19 protein-coding genes are annotated in these 21,645 nt (G+C 65.0%); 13 read left to right on the top strand and 6 right to left on the bottom strand.

Features of this window, described 5'->3' with window-relative positions:
* The 8 genes from QBK88_RS04900 (at position 1) to QBK88_RS04865 (ending at position 11,199) form a co-directional block, all read left to right on the top strand.
* Positions 1–906 carry a VOC family protein gene (locus QBK88_RS04900; RefSeq protein ID WP_268141532.1) on the top strand — a complete coding sequence of 302 codons (906 nt, stop codon included), beginning with the start codon at positions 1–3 and terminating at the stop codon, positions 904–906.
* Position 907: 1 nt separating this feature from the next.
* On the top strand, positions 908–1,774 hold the full coding sequence (locus tag QBK88_RS04895; protein ID WP_277961151.1) for a fumarylacetoacetate hydrolase family protein: 867 nt from the start codon (positions 908–910) through the stop codon (positions 1,772–1,774).
* Between the two features lie 3 nt (positions 1,775–1,777).
* Positions 1,778–3,316: a bifunctional 3-(3-hydroxy-phenyl)propionate/3-hydroxycinnamic acid hydroxylase gene (locus QBK88_RS04890; RefSeq protein WP_277961150.1), complete on the top strand. Its 1,539-nt coding sequence runs from the start codon at positions 1,778–1,780 to the stop codon at positions 3,314–3,316.
* Positions 3,317–3,357: 41 nt separating this feature from the next.
* Positions 3,358–4,590 (top strand): amidohydrolase family protein, encoded by a 1,233-nt coding sequence (locus QBK88_RS04885; RefSeq protein ID WP_277961149.1) that lies wholly within the window; start codon positions 3,358–3,360, stop codon positions 4,588–4,590.
* A complete protein-coding gene (locus tag QBK88_RS04880) occupies positions 4,587–5,483 on the top strand; it encodes an alpha/beta hydrolase family protein (RefSeq protein ID WP_277961148.1) in 897 nt (298 codons plus the stop codon). Before QBK88_RS04885 ends, QBK88_RS04880 begins: the two co-directional genes overlap by 4 nt.
* Positions 5,484–5,614: 131 nt before the next feature.
* Entirely contained in the window at positions 5,615–6,121 is a 507-nt protein-coding gene (locus QBK88_RS04875; RefSeq protein WP_277961147.1) for a hypothetical protein, read from the top strand.
* A 30-nt stretch (positions 6,122–6,151) separates the two neighbouring features.
* The gene (locus QBK88_RS04870; RefSeq protein ID WP_277961146.1) at positions 6,152–8,872 is read left to right on the top strand and encodes a glycosyl hydrolase; all 2,721 of its coding nucleotides are present in this window, start codon (positions 6,152–6,154) and stop codon (positions 8,870–8,872) included.
* 71 nt (positions 8,873–8,943) lie between these two features.
* Positions 8,944–11,199 (top strand): glycoside hydrolase family 3 C-terminal domain-containing protein, encoded by a 2,256-nt coding sequence (locus QBK88_RS04865; protein ID WP_277961145.1) that lies wholly within the window; start codon positions 8,944–8,946, stop codon positions 11,197–11,199.
* A 149-nt stretch (positions 11,200–11,348) separates the two neighbouring features.
* Here QBK88_RS04865 and QBK88_RS04860 read toward each other — a convergent pair whose 3' ends face one another.
* On the bottom strand, positions 11,349–12,524 hold the full coding sequence (locus QBK88_RS04860) for a saccharopine dehydrogenase NADP-binding domain-containing protein (protein WP_277961144.1): 1,176 nt from the start codon (positions 12,522–12,524) through the stop codon (positions 11,349–11,351).
* A 108-nt stretch (positions 12,525–12,632) separates the two neighbouring features.
* On the opposite strand from QBK88_RS04860, the gene QBK88_RS04855 reads away from it, so the two are divergent.
* The gene (locus tag QBK88_RS04855; protein ID WP_445764893.1) at positions 12,633–13,532 is read left to right on the top strand and encodes a LysR family transcriptional regulator; all 900 of its coding nucleotides are present in this window, start codon (positions 12,633–12,635) and stop codon (positions 13,530–13,532) included.
* A 62-nt stretch (positions 13,533–13,594) separates the two neighbouring features.
* Here QBK88_RS04855 and QBK88_RS04850 read toward each other — a convergent pair whose 3' ends face one another.
* The 3 genes from QBK88_RS04850 to QBK88_RS04840 are packed head-to-tail and all read right to left on the bottom strand — an operon-like array spanning position 13,595 to position 16,160.
* Complete coding sequence (locus tag QBK88_RS04850) at positions 13,595–13,990, bottom strand: VOC family protein (protein ID WP_277961142.1); 396 nt, start codon at positions 13,988–13,990, stop codon at positions 13,595–13,597.
* A complete protein-coding gene (locus QBK88_RS04845; protein ID WP_277961141.1) occupies positions 13,987–14,952 on the bottom strand; it encodes a hydroxymethylglutaryl-CoA lyase in 966 nt (321 codons plus the stop codon). The genes QBK88_RS04850 and QBK88_RS04845 overlap by 4 nt, the downstream gene beginning before the upstream one ends.
* A 17-nt stretch (positions 14,953–14,969) precedes the next feature.
* A complete protein-coding gene (locus tag QBK88_RS04840; RefSeq protein ID WP_277961140.1) occupies positions 14,970–16,160 on the bottom strand; it encodes a CoA transferase in 1,191 nt (396 codons plus the stop codon).
* Between the two features lie 110 nt (positions 16,161–16,270).
* On the opposite strand from QBK88_RS04840, the gene QBK88_RS04835 reads away from it, so the two are divergent.
* Positions 16,271–17,170 carry a LysR substrate-binding domain-containing protein gene (locus QBK88_RS04835; protein WP_277961139.1) on the top strand — a complete coding sequence of 300 codons (900 nt, stop codon included), beginning with the start codon at positions 16,271–16,273 and terminating at the stop codon, positions 17,168–17,170.
* 62 nt (positions 17,171–17,232) lie between these two features.
* On the opposite strand, the gene QBK88_RS04830 is transcribed toward QBK88_RS04835, so the two are convergent.
* Positions 17,233–17,661, bottom strand: a complete 429-nt coding sequence (locus QBK88_RS04830; RefSeq protein WP_268141520.1) for a (R)-mandelonitrile lyase — start codon at positions 17,659–17,661, stop codon at positions 17,233–17,235.
* A 132-nt stretch (positions 17,662–17,793) separates the two neighbouring features.
* On the opposite strand from QBK88_RS04830, the gene QBK88_RS04825 reads away from it, so the two are divergent.
* The 3 genes from QBK88_RS04825 (at position 17,794) to QBK88_RS04815 (ending at position 20,764) form a co-directional block, all read left to right on the top strand.
* A complete protein-coding gene (locus QBK88_RS04825) occupies positions 17,794–18,684 on the top strand; it encodes a LysR family transcriptional regulator (RefSeq protein ID WP_277961138.1) in 891 nt (296 codons plus the stop codon).
* 210 nt (positions 18,685–18,894) lie between these two features.
* On the top strand, positions 18,895–20,007 hold the full coding sequence (locus tag QBK88_RS04820; RefSeq protein WP_277961137.1) for a DUF3182 family protein: 1,113 nt from the start codon (positions 18,895–18,897) through the stop codon (positions 20,005–20,007).
* Complete coding sequence (locus QBK88_RS04815) at positions 19,994–20,764, top strand: alpha/beta hydrolase family protein (RefSeq protein WP_268141517.1); 771 nt, start codon at positions 19,994–19,996, stop codon at positions 20,762–20,764. The genes QBK88_RS04820 and QBK88_RS04815 overlap by 14 nt, the downstream gene beginning before the upstream one ends.
* Positions 20,765–20,767: 3 nt before the next feature.
* On the opposite strand, the gene QBK88_RS04810 is transcribed toward QBK88_RS04815, so the two are convergent.
* On the bottom strand, positions 20,768–21,016 hold the full coding sequence (locus QBK88_RS04810) for a hypothetical protein (RefSeq protein ID WP_277961136.1): 249 nt from the start codon (positions 21,014–21,016) through the stop codon (positions 20,768–20,770).
* Positions 21,017–21,645: the final 629 nt, after the last annotated feature.

Below are 21,645 nucleotides of genomic sequence, written 5' to 3'. Positions count from 1 at the left end.
ATGGCTTCCAAATGGATTCAGGCATTGCGCAGCGTCGCGCTGGACGTACCAGACCTGGCGCGCGCTGAGGACTTCTACACCCGCGTCTGGCACCTGGATATTGCCGCGCGTACCGACACGGCCATTTACCTCAAGGGTACCGGTGCTGATCACCACCTGCTGGCCCTGCACCAGGCCGACCACCTGGCCATTCGCAACGTCACCCTGCGCGCCCGCGATGCCGACGCCCTGGGGCAGATTCGCGAAGCCGCGCTGGCCAATGGCGGGCAGATTATCGAAGACCAGGTCAGCGTGACCGAGCCAGGTGGCGGCATCGCCCTGACCCTGCGCGACCCCCACGGGCGCATCCTGCGCGTGGTGCATGGCGACGAGCGCGCCCAGGCCTTCGAAGCCACCGACCGCCCTATCCGCCTGGCCCATGCCGTGCTCAACAGCCACGACGTAGCGCAGTCCCAGGCCTTCTTCGAGCGCGTACTGGACTTCCGCCTGTCCGACCGCACCAAGATCATGGCCTTCCTCAACTGCGACCGCGACCACCACTCCATTGCCCTGGGCGTGACCGACAACGACGCGCTCAACCATATCGCCTTCCTGATGCCGGACCTGGAGTCGGTGATGCGCGGCGGTGGCCGCATGCGCGACGCCCAGCACCCCATCGAATGGGGCCCCGGCCGCCATGGCCCGGGTAATAACGCCTTCAACTACTTCATCGGCCCGTTCGGCGAAGTCATCGAATACACCGCCGACGTCGAGCAGATCGACGACAGTTACCAGGCCGGCGCGCCCGGCGACTGGACCTGGCCCGAGGGCCGGGTGGACCAGTGGGGCATCTCCCAGCCACCGTCGCCAGCACTCAAGGCTGCACAACGCAACGTCTTCTTCACCTCCCAGGAACAAGGACAATAAAATGAAATTCACCACTTTCCTGCACAACGGTACCCCACGCCTGGGCCTGATCGAAGGCGACCAGGTCATCGACCTCAACGCCACCCTGCCCCATGTGCCGGCCGACCTGCGCCAAGCCCTGGAACAGGGTATCGACCTCAACGAAGCCGCCCTGGCCGCCGCTGACAGCCAGGCCCCGCGCCTGCCCCTGGTGGACCTGCAACTGGCGCCGCTGGTGCCAGAGCCCGGCAAGACCGTGTGCCTGGGCCTGAACTACTTTGACCACGCCAATGAAAGCGGCCGCGGCAAGCCTGAATACCCGTGGTTCTTCTACCGTGGCAAAACCTCGCTGATGGCCCACGAAGTGGCCGGCCGCGTGCCCAAGGTGTCCGAGCGTTTCGACTTCGAGGCCGAACTGGCCGTGGTCATCGGCGCCAAAGTGCCGCGCCACGTGGCCCAGGCCGATGCCCTGGACTACGTGTTCGGCTACACCTGCTTCAACGACATGTCGGTGCGCGACTACCAGAAACGCACCCCCCAGTGGACCATCGGCAAGAACTTCGACGCCACTGGCGCCCTGGGCCCGGTCGTGGTCACCGCCGACGAGCTGCCTGCTGGCGCCACCGGCCTGCGCATCCAGTGCCGCCTCAATGGCGAGATCATGCAGGACGCCACCACCAGCGACATGATCTGGTCGGTCGCCGAAACCATCTCGCTGCTGTCCGAATGCCTGACCCTGGAGCCGGGCGACGTCATCGCCATGGGCACCCCGGCCGGCGTCGGCCAGGCGCGCACGCCGCAACTGTGGATGAAGGCCGGCGACGTGGTGGAAGTGGAAATCGAAAACGTTGGCCTGCTGCGCAACCCGATCCTGGCCGAAGGAGCCTGAGCCATGGCGGCCGACAACTACGATGTGGCCATCGTCGGCTTCGGCCCTTCGGGGGCCATTGCCGCCGCGCTGCTGGGCCAGGCAGGCGTCAACGTCCATGTGTGCGACCGCGCCCATGACGTCTACGACAAACCACGCGCCATCGCGCTGGACCACGAGATCCTGCGGGTATTCCAGCACCTGGGCATCGCCGACGAGGTGGCGCAGTACTGCGAGCCGTTCACCGACTCGTGCTACTACGGCCTGGACGGGCAGATGATCCGCCGCATGACCGTGGTGCCCGAGCCCTACCCGCAGGCCCACCAGCCTTCGGTGGTGTTCACCCAGCCGCCGGTGGAAGCCGTGCTGCGCCGCAAGATCGCCACGCTGGCCAGCGTCACCGTTGAAACCGGCATGAAGCTTGAGACCCTGGAGCAAAGTGCCGACCACGTGACCCTGGCCCTCAAGGCCGAAAACGGCGAGCACAAGACTGTCACGGCACGCTACCTGATCGGCTGCGACGGCGCGTCCAGCACCGTGCGCGAACAGGTCGGCCTGACCCTGCAGGACCTGGACTTCGATGAGCCCTGGCTGGTGGTCGATGTGCTGGCCAACGAACAGGGCCTGGCCAAACTGCCCACCACCAGCGTGCAGTACTGCGAACCCGAGCGCCCCTGCTCGTTCGTGATGGGCCCGGGCAACCACCGCCGCTGGGAAATCTCCCTCAAGCCGGGGGAAGACCCGGTGCAGGCCGCCACCCCGGAAGGCGCCTGGCGTTTGCTGGAGCGCTGGATCGGCCCCGCGGATGCGCAACTGTGGCGCCAGGCCAGCTACCGCTTCCACGCCCTGGTGGCCGAGAACTGGCGCGTGGGCCGTGTGTTCATCGCCGGCGATGCCGCGCACCAGCAACCGCCGTTCCTGGGCCAGGGCATGTGCCAGGGCGTGCGCGATGTCAGCAACCTGATCTGGAAGCTGCAAGCGGTGCTCGACGGCCGTGTGCAGGGCAACGCCGCCGAAGCCTTGCTCGACAGCTACAGCACCGAGCGCAAGGAGCACGTGCGCCAGTTGACTACCACCATCAAGTCGGTGGGCGCGGTGATCTGCGAACGCGACATGGACAAGGCCCGCGCCCGCGACGCCCGCCTGCTGGCCGAACAGGGTGGCAGCGTGCGCCCTACTCCGCGCCAGGACATTCTGCCGCGCCTGACCACCGGCCTGCTGGTCGACAGCCCGGCCGCCGGTAGCCTGTTCCCGCAACCCTGGCTGCTGCGCAATGGCGTTCGCCGGCGCATGGACGATGTGCTCGGCGGTGGCTGGCGCCTGCTGGTCACCGACCCGGCCCACGCCCTGGACCCCCAGCTGCAGGCCGCCACCGGCATGCAACGCGTCGTGCTCAACAGCCAGGCCCTGACCGAAGCGGACGGCTTGCTGGCCGCCTGGTTCGCGCGCCACGACGTGAGCGCCGCCATCGTGCGCCCTGACCATTACGTGTACGCCACCGCCGCCGGTAGCGAGCCCCTGGGCGAACTGCAACGCGGCCTGCTCCACAGGCTGACAGCCTGACCCAGTGCTCAGTGACTGCTTACAATTACAAGGAAAAGTCCATGAACGTCGTCTTTCGCAATGCCCGCATCTTCGACGGCAGCGGTGCTGCCGCCTTCGCCGGCGAGATCCGCGTCGAAGGCAACCGCATCACCGAAGTGGCCCGTGCACCGCACACGGTGTCGGCCCATGACGCCCGCATCGTCGACTGTACCCACCACGTCGTTATGCCCGGCCTGGTCGAGCCCCACGCCCATATCACCTGGCCCACCTCGGTGGAAAAATTCGTCCCGGGCATGTACCTGCCGCCCGAGGAACTGGCCCTGACCGCGGCCCGCAACGCCCGCATCCTGCTGGACCATGGCTTCACCAGCGCCTACTCCGCCGGCGCCTTGAGCAAGTCCCTGGAGATCAGCCTCAACGCCCACATCGTCTCCGGTGGCATGCCCGGCCCGCGACTGATCCCCTCGTCGGTGGAGCGCGAACCGCCGAACGAGACCGAGCTGGACCCCGGCAAGGTCGAAGGCAACCAACGCGGTGCCGACGGCATGCGCAGCTTCGTCAAGGAGTGCGCCGAACTGGGCGCCAAAGCCGTCAAGTTCCTGATCTCCGGCGAAAGCGCCCTCAAGCCCGGCGCCTCCCACGAACTGCTGTACGAGGAAGCCGAACTGCTCGCCGCAGGCGAACAGGCCCGCGAGTCCAACGTCTGGCTGACCGGCCACGCCCACGGCGCCGAAGCCGTGAAAGTGGGCGTGCGCAGCGGCTTCCGCGTGCTGTACCACTGCACCTACGCCGACGAAGAAGGGCTGGACCTGCTGGAATCGCGCAAGGACGAGATCTTCGTCGCGCCCACCATCGGTATCATCCAGGCCACCCTGGACGCCAACCCGCCGCCACACTTTGACATGACCCACATGAAGGCCGATGCCGCCATCGTGCTGGAGCATCAGAAAGCCCTGGTGCCCAAGCTGCGCGCACGCGGCATTCGCCTGCTGCCTGGCGGTGACTACGGCTTCCCGTTCAACCCCAACGGCCGCAACGCCCGCGACCTGGAGCTGTGGGTACGCCATTTCGGCTACACCCCGCTGGAAGTGCTGCGGGCGGCGACCGAACTGGGCGGGCAGATCATGGGCATGGGTGACGAACTGGGGCTGATCAAGCCCGGCTACCTGGCCGACCTGCTGATGATCAAGGGCGACCCCACCGAGGACGTCACCGTGCTGCAGGACAAAAACAACATCGCCCTGATCATGAAGGACGGCCACCTGTACAAAACGCCCGAGTCGCGGCCATGAGCGGCATGAGCGCGGCACTGGCCGCACGCATTCGCGAGGTGGGCAATGACCTGCCCGCCGTGGCCGCCCTGTACGCCGACGCCCAGCCGGCGCCTGACGGTGACGCAGTCAACCTGCGCGTGGACCTGAGCTACGGCCCCCACGAGCGGCACCGCCTGGACCTGTTCACGCCCACCGGCACGGCACCGCCAGGGGGCTGGCCGGTGCTGGCATTCTTCCACGGTGGCGGTTTCATTCGCGGCAGCAAGGCGCACCGGCAGAACATTGGCCATTTCCTGGCCCGCCACGGCTATGCCGTGGTGCTGGCCAACTACCGCCTGGCACCGGAAAGCCGTTGGCCGTGCGGGCCCCAGGATGTGGGCCGGGTGTGGCAATGGCTGCAGGACAATGGCCAGGCCTTTTCCGTGGACCCGACGCGCATCGTGCTGATGGGCGAGTCGGCCGGCGCCGCCCATGTCGCCGCCACTGCATTGCGCGAAGCGTTCCACCCGCCCGGCTGGAACATCCGCGGCGCGGTGCTGCTGTCCGGCCCCTATAACCCTCGGCTGGAAGGCAAGGCCCGGGCACAATTCGGGATCGACACGCCCGACCCGCGCAACGAGGCCTATTTTGGCAGCGACCCGGCCCAGTGGGACAGCGCCAGTACCGTGGACCATGTGTCCAGCGCGCCCTTCGCGCTGCTGATCGGCTTTACCCAACTGGACCTGGTGCAAATGCAGGTGCAGGCCGGCGAGCTGTTTGCCCGGCTGGTCAGCCAGCACGGCTTCAACCCCCAGTTGCTGGTGCTGCCTGACCATAACCATTTCTCCCAGGGGTTCAGCATCGGCACGCCAGACACCTCGCTCAGCGCGCCACTGCTCACGTTCCTGGAGGCCGCCACCGCCCTGACATGATTCCCCGGGGGCCGGGGTGAAGCGCGGGCCTGGCGAGTCGTCCGCCTTCCACGCTTCCCCGGCCCCCCCCGCAGGCAAACCATGACCGCTGTACGCACCCTGGACACTAACAATAAATCAGGTGTAACCGCATGAATCATTCCCCCGTTCCGGCCCATCGCTACATCCAGCGTGAAACCCTGCTGGGCTGCGCGATAAACGCCGCCATCGCCCTGTTTTTCGCCGCCCTGCTGTTTCACAACGCCCCCGTCATCCCGTTATGGGGCAGCAAGGGTATCGCCATTGACCTGGTACCCACGGTGTTCATGCTGACCCTGTTCGGCAGCCTGGCCATTTCGCTGCTGACCCGCCAGCGCCTGCGCCAGGGTCGCATCGCCCCGCCGTCCGACCACCCTTCGTCATGGATTTCGGCGTTGGCATCGCTGCCGCTGCCGGTGCGCACCGTGATCGTGGCGCTGCTGATGACCGTTGCCCTGGTGCCGCTGACCTGCCTGGCGCTGATGACCCTGGCCGTTGATGCCCTGGCGTTCTGGCCCTTCGTCGCGTTCAAGATGGGCTATGCCGCCATCGTCGGCGCGCTGTCCGCGCCCTGGATACTGAAAGCCGCGCTGGCCGTGAGCGACCGCGCGCCTGCTTGAACGCTTACTTGGACAAAGGAACTGCCTCCCGTGCCTATTTCCCCCTTCACCCGGGCTCTGGCCTGCACCTGCCTGGTCACCGGCCTGCCGACGGTGGCCCACGCCGCCGACGACTTCAATCAACTGCGCGCACTGTTCGAAGCGCCCACCCACGCCTTCAAACCCAGCATCCGCTACTGGCTGCCCGGCGCCCAGGCGGACCACGCCGTGATCGCTCAGGACCTGCACAGCATTGCCCAGGCCGGCTTCGGTAGCGTGGAAGTTGCCGACCTGCCGCAAAACGCCGGCCCCGTGGACCCAACGCGCTACGGCTGGGGCACGCCGGCGTGGCGCGACACCCTGGAAACCACCTTGCGCGCCGCCGGGAAAAATGACCTGCGCGTCTCGCTGACCATCGGCCCGGCGTGGCCCGTGGTCGTGCCGGGGTTGGACCCCAACGGCCCGCAAGCCGCCAAGGAGCTGGTGGTCGGCTGGAAAGTACTGGCCGGCAACGACACCTACGATGCGCCCTTGCCAGCCCCCGCCAGAAGCCGCGCAGCGGCCGTCACCCAGCAGCGTCCGGTAGCGGTGCAAGCCTGGCAATGCGCCGAGCAATGCGCTGAAACACCGATCCGCCTGAAGACCGGCTCGCTCATCGACCTCAAGGCTGGCGACACCCTTCAATGGCAAGCGCCCCAGGGCGGCCACTGGATCGTCATCGCCTATTGGCAGCGCGGTACCGGCCAGACCGCCGCCCTGGCCATCATGCCGCAGAACCCCGCCGCCAGTGCGCCCCAGGCCTATGTGCCAGACCACTTTGCCGAGGCCGGTACCCAGGCTGTGACCGGCTACTGGGCAGCCAACATCCTCACCCCGACGCTCAAAAGGCTGATCCGCCAGCACGGCCGCGACCTGTTCGAGGACTCCCTGGAACTGGATTCCCACCTCAATTGGACCCCTGGCCTGCCCACCGCTTTCGCCCAGCACCGCGGCTACGCCCTGGAACCGCTGTTGCCGCTGATCATCGTCGACAACCAGCGCCATTTCGGCGCTCCGCGCACCCGCGTCCCGACCTTCGCGCTGGCCACCGCAACGCCCCATTCCACCGAAGTGTACAGCGACTACGAGCGCACCCTCAGTGACCTGTACCGCGAGCACCACCTGCGGCCACTGGCCAAGTGGGCCCATGGCCTGGGCCTGGGCTACCGCGTGCAAACCTACGGCCAACCCATGGACATGGGCGCCGCTGCCGAACAGGCCGATACACCGGAAGGCGAAAACCTGACCCTCGACAATGAACTGGACCTGTTCCGCGTGCTGGGCACCGCTGGCCAGATCCAGGGGCGCGGGCAATTCTCCACCGAATGCTGCTCGATAATCGGTGGCAGCTACCGGCAAAGCTGGCCGGACATGCTCAACCTGCTGCAACTGCACTACGCCGGTGGCGTCAACCAGATCACCGTGCACGGCTATCCCTATTCAGGCAAGGTACCGACGGCGCGCTGGCCGGGCTGGTCACCGTTCGAGCCCTTCGGGCCGAGCCTGTTTTCGCCCACCATCGACAACGGTTTCTCCGAAGCCTGGGGGCCACGCCAACCCTCCTGGCCAGACATGCCGGTAATCACACGCTACCTGGCGCGTACCCAGGCGCTGTTGCGCCACGGTATTGCGCAGACCGAACTGGTGGTGCTCAACGACGAACTGGATCACGAAGGGCCACTGCTGCCTGAACCGGCACTGGCGCAGGCGGGCTACCACTATGGGTTTATCAGCAGCCAGCAGTTGCTCAGCCACGGCCTGGCCTGGCAGGGCACGCATCTGGTGATGGGCCATGCATCGTGGCGTGCACTGTTGCTGGACGGCCGCCGGCCGCTGGCTGCCGATGTCCAGCAGAAGCTGCAAGCGCTGATCGCCCAGGGCGCGCCGGTGATCGTGGTGGGCGGCACCTTGGCAGTGGACGGGGCAACCCCTGTTGCCGATTACCCCCATGCCCTGGCCGCCCTGCAAACGCTACAGGTACTGCCCGGTTTCGTCCCAGGTGTGGCTGACGTGTACAGCGTGCACCGCCGCGACGCTGGCAGCGATTACTACTGGCTGGTCAACACGGGCAAGCAGGTCTACAAGGCACAGGTCGCACTGCGTGGCCAAGGCAAGCTGGTGCAACTGGATGCCTGGAGCGGCAAGGTCGTGCCGGTGGCGTTCACGCCCCAGGCACAGGGCACGCTGACTACCGCCGTGGAGCTGCAACCTGGCCAGTCGATCGCCTTTGCCCTGGGCGAACAATTCGCCCTCGCCCCTGCCACCCCCGCCCGGCAATGGCAGGCGCCCCTGGCCTTGACCCACTGGAGCCTGCGACTGGAAGACTGGGGCCCGGCGGCGGATGGCTATACCACGCGCATCCAGCCCAGGTACCTTGGCACAGCCCCTGACGGTCCGTGGTCAGACGTGGAAGCCCTGCGCAACCTTTCGGGCCGGGCCAATTACCAAGGCACCTTTCAGCTCGCGCCTGGCGACACGGCCGTGCGCTTGCTGGTGCCGGCTGCCGACGGCCTGTGGCAGTTGAAGGTCAACGGCCACGCCGTGGCCGTGGACCCTCACCTGCGTGAAGTCGCGGTCAGCCAGTATGCGCACCCCGGGCGCAACACCGTTGAGCTGAGTGTTGCCTCCACATTGAACAACCGCATGAAGCAGCAGGAAGCCGCTATCTACGGCGCGTTGCCCTTCCAGCCATACGGCTTGCAAGGGCCGCTGATGGTCCAAACGGGGCACTGATACCGGTCGCCCGGCCGTGCCTTCGTGTGAAGACACGGCCTCTGCCATTCCATCATCTTCAGGTGAATCACATGCCAGGAAGCACACCTACCGCACGTCACGGACTCATTGCCCGCCCATTGCTGGCGCTGGCCATCGGTGCCACGCTTTGTGCCACCGGCCATGCCAGCGAGCTGGACACGGACGCTACCGCCAGGGCAAACGGGCTGCTGGCCAAAATGACCCAGGATGAAAAAGTCAGTCTGGTCCACGGCGCCGGCTTCTTCACCTCACCCATCGGTGGCGGGGGGTATGTACCGGGCATCGAACGCCTGGGTATCCCACCTGTCAACTATGCCGACTCCAGTTCCGGCATCAACCTGTCGGGCAAGAACACCACGCCATTACCCGCCACACTGGCGCTGGCTGCCAGCTGGGATCCTGCCCTGGCCCACCGCTACGGCACGCTGATCGGCAGCGAGTTGCGCACACTGGGTTTCGCCGGAGGCCTGGGCGGCGGCACCAACCTGGCCCGCGAGCCGCGTAACGGCCGTACCTTCGAGTACCTGGGCGAAGACCCGCTGCTGGCCGGTACCCTGTTAGCTGAACGCACCAAGGGCACCCAATCCCAGCACGTGCTGGGCATGGCCAAGCACTTCGCGGTCAATGGCCAGGAAACCGACCGTTTCAATTCCAACTCGGTGGTCAGTGAGCGCGTGCTCCGCGAGCTGTACCTGCGCCCGTTCGAGATCGCCGTCAAAGACGGCCAACCGGCCATCGTCATGTGCGCCTACAACAAGGTCAACGGCGAGAAAGCCTGTGAGAACAAGCATCTTCTCAGCGACATCCTCAAGGGTGAATGGGGCTTCGACGGGTATGTGCAGTCCGACTGGGTGATGGCGGTGACCGACACCGCACGCGCCGCCAACAGCGGCACCGATGAAGAAGAACCCGGCTCGGCGAATGACGATGAACCTGGCCTGATGGGCCGCGGCACCTGGTTCAACCAGAAACTCAAGGCCGCCCTGCACAATGGCCAGGTCGCACCCGAGCGGCTCGATGACATGGTACGCCGCAAGCTGACCATGCTTTACCGCCACGGCATCATGGACACACCGCCGGTGCCGGGCGGCCAGGTCGACCGAGCAGCGGGCGACGCACTGGCGTTGTATGCCGCCGAATCGTCGATGGTGCTGTTGAAAAACTCGCCCCAGGCCGGTGCCGGTGCTCGCGCGCCGCTGCCGCTGGACGCCAGGCAACTGCACAACGTGGTCGTGGTGGGTGGCCACGCCGACGCTGGCGTCATGGGTGGCGGTGGTTCCGCTTCGGTTCCGGCCCGCGACGGCAACGCCGTGCCGTGCCGGACACCTGGGGCGAAGGATTCGGTCATCCATATCTTCGATCTGTGCGCCATATGGCACACGTCTTCCCCCCTGCAAGCCATCCGTGCACGACTGCCGGGCGCCACCGTCACCTACTTCGACGGCAGCGATGCCGCGGCCGTGTCGGCAGCCGCCGCGAAAGCGGACGCGACCATCGTGTTCGCCACGCAGTACACCATGGAGCAAGTGGACCTGCCGGACCTGTCACTCCCCGACGCCAAGCGTGACCCGGCCAACCAGGGCTACGACCAGAACGCGCTGATCGACGCCATTGCCAGCCGAGCCCACAACACCATCGTGGTACTGGAAAACGGCACGGCGGTGACCATGCCCTGGGTCGACAAGGTGCAATCGGTCCTGGCGGCGTGGTTCCCAGGTGCGCAGGGTGGGCCTGCCATTGCTCGTGTCCTGTTTGGTGAGGTCAACCCCTCCGGGAAACTGCCGATCACCTTCCCGGCCTCCGAACAGGACCTGCCGCAACGGCAGATCAGCACCCGCACCCCTGATGTCCACTATGACGAAGGGCTGCTGATGGGCTATCGACGCTACGACGCAGAGCACCGCACGCCGCTCTTCGCGTTCGGCCATGGGTTGTCCTATACCCACTTCACTTACACTGGCCTGCAGGTGGTTCCGACCGCCGAAGGCGATGTCCGCGTCAGCTTCACCCTCACCAACGACGGCCCCCGCGAGGGCGCCGAGGTGGCCCAGCTCTACGCCGGGCTGCCAATCGACAGCGGCGAGCCACCCCAGCGCTTGGTGGGGTGGCAGAAAGTGCATCTGAAGCCGGGCGAATCGCGCACGCTGACCCTTGCCCTGCCATCGACCCGGTTCAGCGTGTGGCGTGATGGCTGGTATGTACCCCAGGGGCTGGCGACGTTGAAGGTCGGTGGATCTTCACGGGACGCCCATGGGTTGAGCGCCTCGTTCACGCTGCGCAAGCGCCTGTTGACCGCCGGGGGGTGAACACCTTTCAGGTGCCCTCACAGGAAGTCGATCAGGGGGCTTGCCTGTGGAAGACGTAATGGCTTCTCTGGCCGCTGACCCGGCCGGGTTTCGGCCAGGTGGGCAAGGTCGGCGAGGGTGGCCAACGTCTGCGAGCTAGCTGCGGGGGCTCAATCCTCGGGCATGAATCTGACGCCCGCGTTCTTGCCCAGCCGCGCGACCAGCGCCTCATTCAGCGCGGCGGCAGGCGTCCAGCATCCGCCTGGGGTCTGCTCGCGACTGACGTCGAAGGCCAACGCCAGTGCCGACTCCGAGAGCATTTTCGAGGTGGACAGGTAGCCGGGGTCTTCGTCACATCTGACCGAGGCTTTCACCACCCTGCCGTCGCCCACTTCGGCGTAGAACACAACGTCGTAGAAACCGGCATCGATTTCTGCCTGGGTAGGCCCCTGCCCTGGCTGGGGATGCCCGGCTTCGTTATAGGAAAACCCGGCAAGGCTCGGTGCGTCGTTGCTGGAAGGCGCGGCCGCCAGCATCAGCATTTCGTCATACTGGAAGCCTTCACCCCACGGGTGGCCCTGCAAGTAGTTGGTGCGGTGCACGGCCTTGGTGTTGATGGTCGACATGATGAACGGCCCCACCCAACTGCCTGCCACATCATCCACGTACGGCGTCTGCCCATCAGGTTGTCGAACCCCCTCGAAGCCCGGCGTGTAGGCAAACGGATCGTTCAATACCGCGGCCAAGGCCGGATCGGTCGCTGCCGCTGCCTCGACGGCGCCGACACTGGCGAAAGTACCGCCCGACAAAACACCCTGCATCTTGCGCATGCGCGCCCGAACACGGGGGGCGTACTGGCCGAACCGCTGCATGGCCAATTGCTGGGTGTACCACACGCCCAGGTCGAAGGGCACGGAGTCGAAGCCGCAGGAAAACACCAGCCGGGCACCGGACGCGTTGGCGGTGGCCTGGTGGCGATTGATCATCTGCGCAATCCACGGGATCTCCCCGCACAGGTCGACATAGTCGGTACCGAGTTCGGCGCAGGCGGCCACCAGGTCGGCGCCGTACAGCGAGAACGGCCCCGCCGTGCTGATCATCACCCGGGTGGCGGAGGCCATGGCGTGGACACTGGCTGGCTGGTCGGCATCAGCCATGATCAGGGGCAAGGCCGCGGCATCGGCCCAACTGTCACGGATGGCCGCCAGCTTGCTCAGGTTGCGGCCGGCCAGGGCCCACTTGACCGGGCCAGCGACCCCGTGGGTGTTGTAGAAGTAGTCGGCTACCAGCCGACCGGTATACCCGGTGGCGCCGAAAATGATTACATCAAATGGCCGATTGCTCATGTGGATGTGTTCCCTGCACGTGAAAGAAAACGAGGTCGCACTCTAGCAACGCAGGCCAGTGATGATTAGCCGGTATGATAGGAATGGACCTATAACCACAAGGCATCAATCATGCGTGACACGGTAACCGACCTGGTCGCCTTTCTGCGGGTGGCCCGCGAAGGCAGCTTCACGAAGGCCGCCGCGCAGCTGGGTGTGTCGCAACCGGCGCTGAGCCGTACCATCCGTAAACTCGAGACGCGCCTGGGCGTGCAGCTGCTCACGCGCAGTACCCGCAGCGTCGCCCCCACCGAGGCCGGCGTACGCTTGATGGACACGATCGGCCCGCACTTCGACGGCATCGAAGCGGGCCTGGGCGAACTGAGTGAATTGAGCGGCAAGCCCGCGGGGAATGTGCGCATCACGTCCCTTGAACATGCCAGCCCTTGGGTCCTGGCACCGGCGGTCAACCAGTTGATGGCTGACTACCCGGACATCACGGTCGAAATCAGTGACAACTACGCCTTGGTGGACATTGTCGCCGAGCGCTTCGACGCAGGTATTCGCATGGGTGAACAACTGGCCAAGGACATGATCAGCCTGCGCATTGGTCCAGAGTTTCGCATGGTCCTGGTGGGCGCCCCGGTTTACTTCGAACGCAGAACGAAACCGCACGCCCCTGAGGAGCTGACCGCGCATGCCTGCATTGACTTGCGTCTGCCCACCTCAGGTGGCCTGTGGTCCTGGCCGTTTGCCAAGGGCGGACGGGAAATCAAGGTACGCGGGGACGGGCACCTGGTCTGCAACAGCCTGGCGCTGATGCTTGATTTTGCCCGCGCCGGTAGCGGCCTTGTCTATGTGCCAGAGCATGTCGTGGCGCAGGACCTGGCCCAGGGCCGGCTGGTGAGGGTGATGGAAGATTGGTGTGAAGCGCCCTTGGCTTACCATCTGTATTACCCGAGCCGTCGGCAACACAAGCCGGCTTTTCGCCTGTTGCTGGAGATCCTCCGTCACCCGCTTACCGCTTGAAGTCATCACGTCCCCTGCCGCCCTTGGCATTGCTGGCCAAGGGAACGCGGGAGATCGCCTGTTCAGGTGCGATTGGAATGGCTGAGCCGTTCGGATATCTCGATGAGATTAAGGTCCGGGTCGCGCACGTACACCGAACGGATCGGCCCCGTTGCCCCGGTACGCTGCACCGGACCTTCGACGATGGGCCAACCCTGCGCTTGAAGGTGGCCTATGACCTGCTCCAGGCTGACGCTGGCGATGAAACACAGGTCCAGCGCGCCCGGCACCGGCAGATGGGCCTTGGGCTCGAATTCGTGGCCGCGCAGGTGCACGTTGATTTTCTGGTCCCCAAACCGGAAGGCGACGCGGCCGTTCCCGAACGTTTCCTCGCGCATGCCCAGCACACGCACGTAGAAGTCCTGGCAGGCTTGCAGGTCGAAAGTGGTGAGTACCAGGTGGTCAAGGTGATCGATCATTGGGCACGCTCCAGTGGGGTGTCGGACACTTGCCTGGCGAGCGCGTGGGCTTGTTGGGGAAACGGGTGCAGGTCAAGGCGCCTGCCTGCCTTCAGGAGCTGGCTGGGGGTGTCATGGCCGACCAGGCCGGGTAGCCTGGCGGACGCAGCCAGCACGCGATCCAGGTCAATGCCGGTGTGGTGCCCCATCAGGTCCAGCATGTGCACCAGGTCTTCCATGCACACGTTGCCGCTGGCACCGGGGGCATAGGGGCAACCGCCCAGGCCGCCCAGCGAGGCATCGAAACGGTCGACACCGGCTTGCAGGGCCGCCACCGTGTTGGCCAGGGCCATGCCGCGGGTATTGTGAAAATGCAGGGTCAGTTGCAACGAGGGGAAGCGGTCGCGCACCTGCTGTGCCAGCGCTTGCACCTGGGTGGGGTACGCCATGCCCGTGGTGTCGCACAGGCTGATGCCGCGTACACCTTGTTCGGCGAAACGCTCGATCCAGGCCAGCACCTCATCCAGCCGCACGTCCCCCTGCATGGGGCAACCGAAGGCCGTCGACAGCGACACATTGACAGCGATCGAAGCCTGGCCAATGACGCCGATCACCTCCTTCAATTGCGCAAAAGACTGTTCGCGGGTCATGCGCAGATTGGCACGGTTATGGGGATCGCTGACCGACATCACCAGGTTGGCCTCGTCAAGGCAGCAGCCCAGGGCACGCTCGGCGCCACGCACATTGGGCACCAGCGCCGTGTATTCGACCCCTGGCTGACGCTGGATGCCGGCCATCACCGCCTCTGCATCGCGCAGGGCCGGGATGGCCTTGGGCGAGGTGAACGACGTCACCTCGATCTTGGCGTAGCCGCAGTGGCTCAAGTCATTGATGAGGGCGATCTTGTCCTCGGTGTCGATAAAGGGCTTTTCATTCTGGAAGCCGTCGCGGGCGACGACTTCCTGCAGGAACAGGCGTTTCATTCAGGGTGCTCCGGTAATCAGATGATGCCGCGGCTGCGCCATTGCTCGCGGGTGTCGGAACCGATACCCAGGCCCTCGAGCACTGCATCGGTATGCTGGCCCAACGTCGGTGCGCGGGTCTGGACCCGCCCGGGCGTGGCGGTGAGTTTGGGCACGATCCCCGGGAGGGTCACCGGTGTGCCGTCGTCAAGCTCACTGGGCAGCAACATGCCCCTGGCCTGGTAGTGGGGGTCGGCCGCGATGTCGCCGGCATCGTAGATCTTGCCGGACGGAATATCGGCGTCCTTCAGTGCAGCCAGCACCGCCTCCAGCGGGCGCTCGGCCGTCCAGGTGGAAATGGCGGCATCGATGCGGGCCACGTGGCGCACGCGCCCGTCGTTGTGTTCAAGCTCGGGATCGCCCGCGAGGTCGTGCCGGCCGATTTTCTCCATCAGCCGCTTGTAGATGCTGTCGCCATTACCGGCGATCAAGGCGTACTTGCCGTCCTGGCAACGGTAGGCATTGGTCGGGGCGATACCCGGCAGGCTGCTGCCGGCCGGCTCGCGGACGGTGCCGAATACCGAGTGTTCGGGTATCAGGCTTTCCATCATGTTGAACACCGACTCATAAAGCGCAACGTCTACCTGCTGGCCCGCCCCGTGGTTCTGCTCCCGATGACGCAGGGCCAACAGTACACCGATGACCCCATGCAAGGCCGCCAGCGAGTCACCAATGGAAACCCCGACGCGCACCGGCGTGCGGCCGGGCTCGCCGGACAAATGGCGCAGCCCGCCCATGGCTTCGCCAATCACGCCAAAACCGGGCAGGTCACGGTAAGGCCCGCTTTGCCCGTAGCCCGACACCCGCAGCATGATCAGCCCCGGGTTGATGGCGCTGAGTGCGTCCCAGCCCAGGCCCCAGTTTTCCAGGGTGCCGGGGCGGAAATTCTCGATCAGGATATCGGCGTCCTTGACCAGGCGCCTGACCACGTCATGGGCCTCGGCCTGGCGTAAATCCAGGGTTACCGATTGCTTGTTGCGCGCCTGCACGGCCCACCACACCGAAGTGCCGTTGTGCAGAAGCCGCCACTTGCGCAGCGGGTCACCCGTCACCGGTGGTTCGATCTTGATGACGTGGGCACCGAATTCGGCGAGCATCTTGGCAGCGAAAGGCCCGGCGATCAGTTGGCCCATTTCCACCACCTTGATACCTTCCAGGGGTAGGCTCATGACGTTTTCCGTTCTTGTGGGTAATGGGCTGATCATCGCGCCTTTCAGCGCACGGGAGAATTTCAAATATTTCCACTAAGCTTTCCTGAATGGAAAGCCTAGAGGCATCGATGTTCAATTTGCTCCCGTTGGATCTGCTGTCACTGCGCTTGCTGGTGCTGGCAGCCGACAGCTCAAACCTGACAAAAGCCGCCGACAGTGCGCACATGACCGTCTCTGCGGCGAGCAAACGGCTCGCCGAACTTGAGCGGCTGACCCGTTGTGCGCTGTTCGTGCGGCTGCCCCGCGGTCTGCAATTGACCCCTGCGGGGCGCGGCCTGGCTGAACATGCACGGCACATCCTCGACGGTGCACAGCGCATGGCCCAGGATGCCAGTGACTACGCCAGCGGCGTGCGCGGCCATGTCCGGCTATTCGCCAATACCTCCGCCGTGATCCAGTTCTTGCCTGATGATTTGACGAGTTTCCTGGCCGTGAACCCTGACGTGCGCATCGGCCTGGAAGAAGCCCTCAGCGAAATGACCATCCACGCGGTGGCGGACGGCAGGGCCGACGTGGGCATTTTCGCCGATAACATTCCAGCGCCGGGGTTGGAAAAACGGGTCTATCGCAGGGACACCCTGGTGGTGCTGGTGCCGCGAGGGCATCCACTGGCCGAACGCAAGGCAGTCGCCCTGGCCGAGACACTGGGCTACGATTACGTTGCCTTGAACCAGGGCAGCTCACTGTTCCGCCGAATCAGCGAAGCCGCCGCGGCAACCGGCCAACGTCTGCGGGTGCGCATCCAGGTCAGCAGTTTCGACGGTATCTGCCGCATGATCGAAGCCGGGCTGGGCATTGGCATCCTGCCGCTGGGCGCCGTGCACCCTGCCTCCCTGGGTACCACGCTCACCGCCGTTGCGCTGGTCGATGCCTGGGCGTCGAGAACCTTGTACGTTGGCGTCGCGACCGAAGCGAAACTGTCCCCCGAAGCCGCCAACCTGTTCAACTACCTGGCGGGCCTCGCCTGAGCAGCCAGTGACCGTTCCGGCTCGGCCTTGCTTGCGGTTTGCCTGGCGGTGCAAGGCCGGTTTTACTCGGTCACCAACTCCCCGCCCAGGTATTGCTCGTCCGTCACAGGCTCCATCCAGTCGGTGTTCTTGCCGTCGACCGTTTCGGTGACGGCGAAGTGCGACATTGCCGTGGTCGCGGCGGCGCCATGCCAATGGCGCTTGCCACAGGCGCACGAAACCACGTCACCTGCGCGAATTTCGGTGCGCGGGCCGCCTTCACACTGGGTCCAGCCCACCCCGGTGAGTACGACCAGTGTCTGACCCATCGGGTGTGCGTGCCAAAAGGTACGCGCCGATGGCTCGAACGTCACGATTGCACCCGTTGCCCGGCCAGGCGCCGTTGCCTGGAACATATGGTCGATACGCACGGCACCGGTAAACCAGGTATCAGGGCCTTTGATCGAGGGTTTGCTGCCGCTGCGGATGATGGTCTGGTTGGAACTGCTCATGAATACTCACTCTGATTCGTGGAGGCTTGGCCGTGGACAGGGCCAATTGGCTGCCGTGCGAAGCACTGTAGTGCTTCCGACATAGACCGACTAGGTGGCAAAATAGGGATAAACTTATGCACAGGTGAATCAATGCCCGGTACCGATCTGAACAGTCTTGTTGCCCTGCTGACCGTGGCACGGGAGCGAAGCTTCACCAGGGCAGCCATTCAGTTAGGTGTTTCCCAGTCGAGCCTGAGCAGAACCGTGACCGCGCTGGAATCCAGGCTGGGAACGCTGCTGCTTGCGCGTACCACAAGGAGCGTGTCACCCACCGAAGCCGGCCAGCGCCTGCTGGACCAGGTGGCGCCCAAGCTGGATGAAATCGACGCGCAGCTGCTCGCCATGGCCGAGCTCCGTGAAAAACCGGTGGGCACCGTGCGGATATCGGCCACCGACTACGCCGCGAACCAGTACGTCTGGCCAAAGCTGCAGGGGTTGCTGGTCGAACACCCCGAGCTGCATATCGAGCTGATCAACGACTACGGCCTGTTGGACATCGTGGCGCAGCGTTTCGATATTGGCGTGCGGTTGGGGGACCAGGTACAGAAAGACATGATTGCCGTGCGTATAGCACCGGATGAAACCCTGGCTGTCGTTGGCTCGCCGTCCTACCTGCAGAACAGGCCAGCGCCCGTCCAGCCTCAGGACCTGACCACTCACAACTGCATCAATCTGAGGTTACCCACCAGGGATTCGCTCATGACCTGGGAACTGAGCAAGGGTAACGAGCGCATGGACGTGAAGGTGAACGGCCAATTGGTGTTCAACAACTCGTACCAGATGCTGGATGCCGCCCTGAAAGGCTTTGGCCTGGCGTACCTGCCCAAGGCGCTGGTGGAAGCACACGTGCAGGCAGGACGGCTGTGCTGGGTACTCGAGGACTGGTTTCCGACCTTTACCGGGCACCACGCTTATTATGCGACCCGTCGCCAGTCGTCATTGGCGGTACGCTTGGTCATCGCTGCCCTGCGCGCCGGTTAGGTGGCTGTGGCGCGACCGCTTGCTTCCTGCCTTGTGAAATGGGCACTGCGCAATGTCAAGGATATCGGCGGTGCCTGCTTCCGAGCTTGCGCCCGGTCCTGCAAAGGGGGCGGCACCCTATCGGCAGACGCCATAAAAATCCCGAATCTTCTGCGTGAAAAGGGGTCGACTTCATAAGGTTGTTCAACCCCCGCGCCACGGGAGGCGCCCATGCCACACTCGCCCAGCAAGTCCGGTGTTGTCCTGTTGCCCGGCGCCACACCGACCCCCGAGCACGAGCGCGTGGTTCAGCAAGCCTTGGCGGTGCGCATTGCCGCCTTGCTGGGCACGCGTTTCGTACAGGACGATGAACGTCAGTCCATGGCGGGCCAGCCGCTGTACTACCTGCCCGCAACCACCTTGATCGACCCGGCCGATTGCAGCCATCGCCACGGCATCCAGTGCATCGACGACTTTTTCGGTGGGCTGGTCAGCCAACCCTTCATGGCCACCAAGGCCATTTCCCATCCCCGTGTACCGGGCGGAAGTTGCCCCGCAGGCTGGGCCGACGCCTTCGCCGAAGAGGCTGGCGATGCCTTGCTCGATGGCTACACCGTGTTCAGCCTGGCCGATGCGCGTCAGGCCGCGGGCCTGCTGCTCAAGGACGCACCCTTGCGGCTCAAGCCTGTGCGCGCCACCGCCGGGCGCGGTCAGACCATTATCCGCGACATTCAGGAGCTGGACCTGGTGCTCCCCCATCTGGACGAGGACGAGATCAAGGTATGGGGGCTGGTGCTGGAACAGAACCTTACCGAAGTGCGTACGTACAGCGTCGGCCAGGTACAGGTCGCCGGCCTGATGGCCTCCTACCACGGCACCCAGCAATTGACCGAAGACCACCGGGGCGAACTGGTGTACGGCGGTTCGCAACTGGTGGTAGTACGCGGCGGCTACGACCGGCTGCTGGCCCTGGAGCTGGATGATGACACTCGCCATGCCGTGACCCAGGCGCGCCGTTATGAGCAGGCGGCCTTGAACGCCCTTCCCGGTTTCATCGCCTCGCGGCGCAACTACGATGTGGCACGCGGCCTGGATCACCAAGGCCAGGTGCGCAGCGGCGTGCTGGAGCAGTCCTGGCGAGTGGGTGGCGCCAGCAGCGCCGAGGTGCTTGCCTTGCAGGCCTTTGCCGCCGACCCGGCGCTGGACTGCGTGCAGGCGTCTACCCATGAAGTCTTCGATAACAGCCCCATACCGGCTGACGCCACCCTGTTCTATCAAGGCGACGACAGTGAGCTGGGGCGCCTGAGCAAATATGCAAGGATCCGCGACTATGAGCATCCGTAGCGAAGCCCTCGACATTCAGGTAGACGGCGAAACCATCGCCGGTACGCTACTGACGCCAGGCAGCAAGGTGCCCGGCATACTGTTCGTCCACGGTTGGGGCGGCAGCCAACAGCGCGACCTGGCCCGGGCGAAGAACATCACCGGCCTGGGCTGCGTGTGCATGACCTTCGACCTGCGCGGCCATGAGAAAACCGAAAGCCAGCGCCAGAGCGTGACGCGCGAACAGAACCTGGACGACCTGCTGGCCGCCTATGACCTGCTGGCCAGCCAGCCCGCGGTGGACAACGGCGCCATCACGGTGATCGGCAGTAGCTACGGGGGTTATCTGGCAGCCATCCTGACCCGCCTGCGCCCGGTGCGCTGGTTGGCCTTGCGGGTGCCGGCGCTGTACTGGGACAACGAGTGGAACGTACCGAAGTTCGCCCTGGACCGGGCCGGTTTGCAACAGTACCGCCGCGAACACCTGGGGCCCGCGGACAACCGCGCCCTGGCGGCGTGTGCGGAATTTGAAGGGGATGTGCTGCTGGTGGAATCGGAGCAGGACGACTACGTGCCCCATACCACCCTGATGAGTTACCGCTCGGCGTTCATCAACGCCCATTCGATGACCCATCGCATCGTCGACGGTGCCGACCATGCCTTGTCCACCGATGCCAATCAGAAAGCCTACAGCGCGATATTGACCCAATGGGTCAGCGAGATGGTGATTCGCGAACGGCTGGACAACTACCCGCACCATTCACCACGCTATTCCTGACGTTCAGGCGCCCTCGCCCGCTGCCTTGATGCTGCTGGCCTGCTGGCCGACGACTTCGTGAACCTGGGCGCGCTCGATGCGGGCATGTTCGCGCTGGTATTCGTCAAACGACAGACCGCGGCGGCTCAGGGCTTCCAGGGCCAGTTCATGCTGTTCCTCGGCGCTGTAGGGACGGTCTTCGGGATGGCTGGTGGCGCAGCCGGCCAGTGTAGCGGTGGCGATCAACAGCGCCAGGGCGATTGCTTTGTTCATCAGGGGCCTCCTGCACCGTGGGTGCTCTGGGGAGTGATTCGATGAACAAAGGTTAAGGGTTTGGGGGGTGGAGCAATAAATCATCCCTCGTGATAGTGGGTATTGGTGTGAAGGATCACACAAGGGTGTGCCAGGCATACTGGCCATGCACCTGGCGGCCTTGATACGGTTCCAAGCCGGAAAAGCAAGGCGGTCAAGGTAATCTCACAGACATAACTGGCCCGAAACAGATGTAGGACCGGGCTTGCCCGGGAAGCGCCGCGCGGGCGGCGCACGGTCGCAAGAGCGCTGGAGAAACCCAAGCCATGCACCTGGCCGCCCTGACCCGATCCCAAGCCAAACCAACAAGGCGGACCAGGCAATGGCACAGACATAACTGGCCCGAAACAGATGTAGGAGCGGGCTTGCTCGCGAAGCGCCGCGCGGGCGGCGCACGGTCTCAAGGGCGCCGGAAAAACCCAAGCCATGCACCTAGAGGCCCTGACCCAATCTCAAGCCAGACAAACAAGGCGGTCCAGGCAATGGCACAGACATAACTGGCCCGAAACAGATGTAGGAGCGGGCTTGCTCGCGAAGCGCCGCGCGGGCGGCGCACGGTCTCAAGGGCGCCGGAAACCTTAAGTCATGCC

Origin of the sequence: Pseudomonas sp. RIT-To-2 (assembly GCF_029623465.1) — a bacterium.
In the GTDB taxonomy this organism is placed as follows: domain Bacteria; phylum Pseudomonadota; class Gammaproteobacteria; order Pseudomonadales; family Pseudomonadaceae; genus Aquipseudomonas; species Aquipseudomonas silvicola.
Note: the sequence above shows the minus strand (reverse complement) of the source record. Positions and strands in the feature narration are given on the sequence as shown.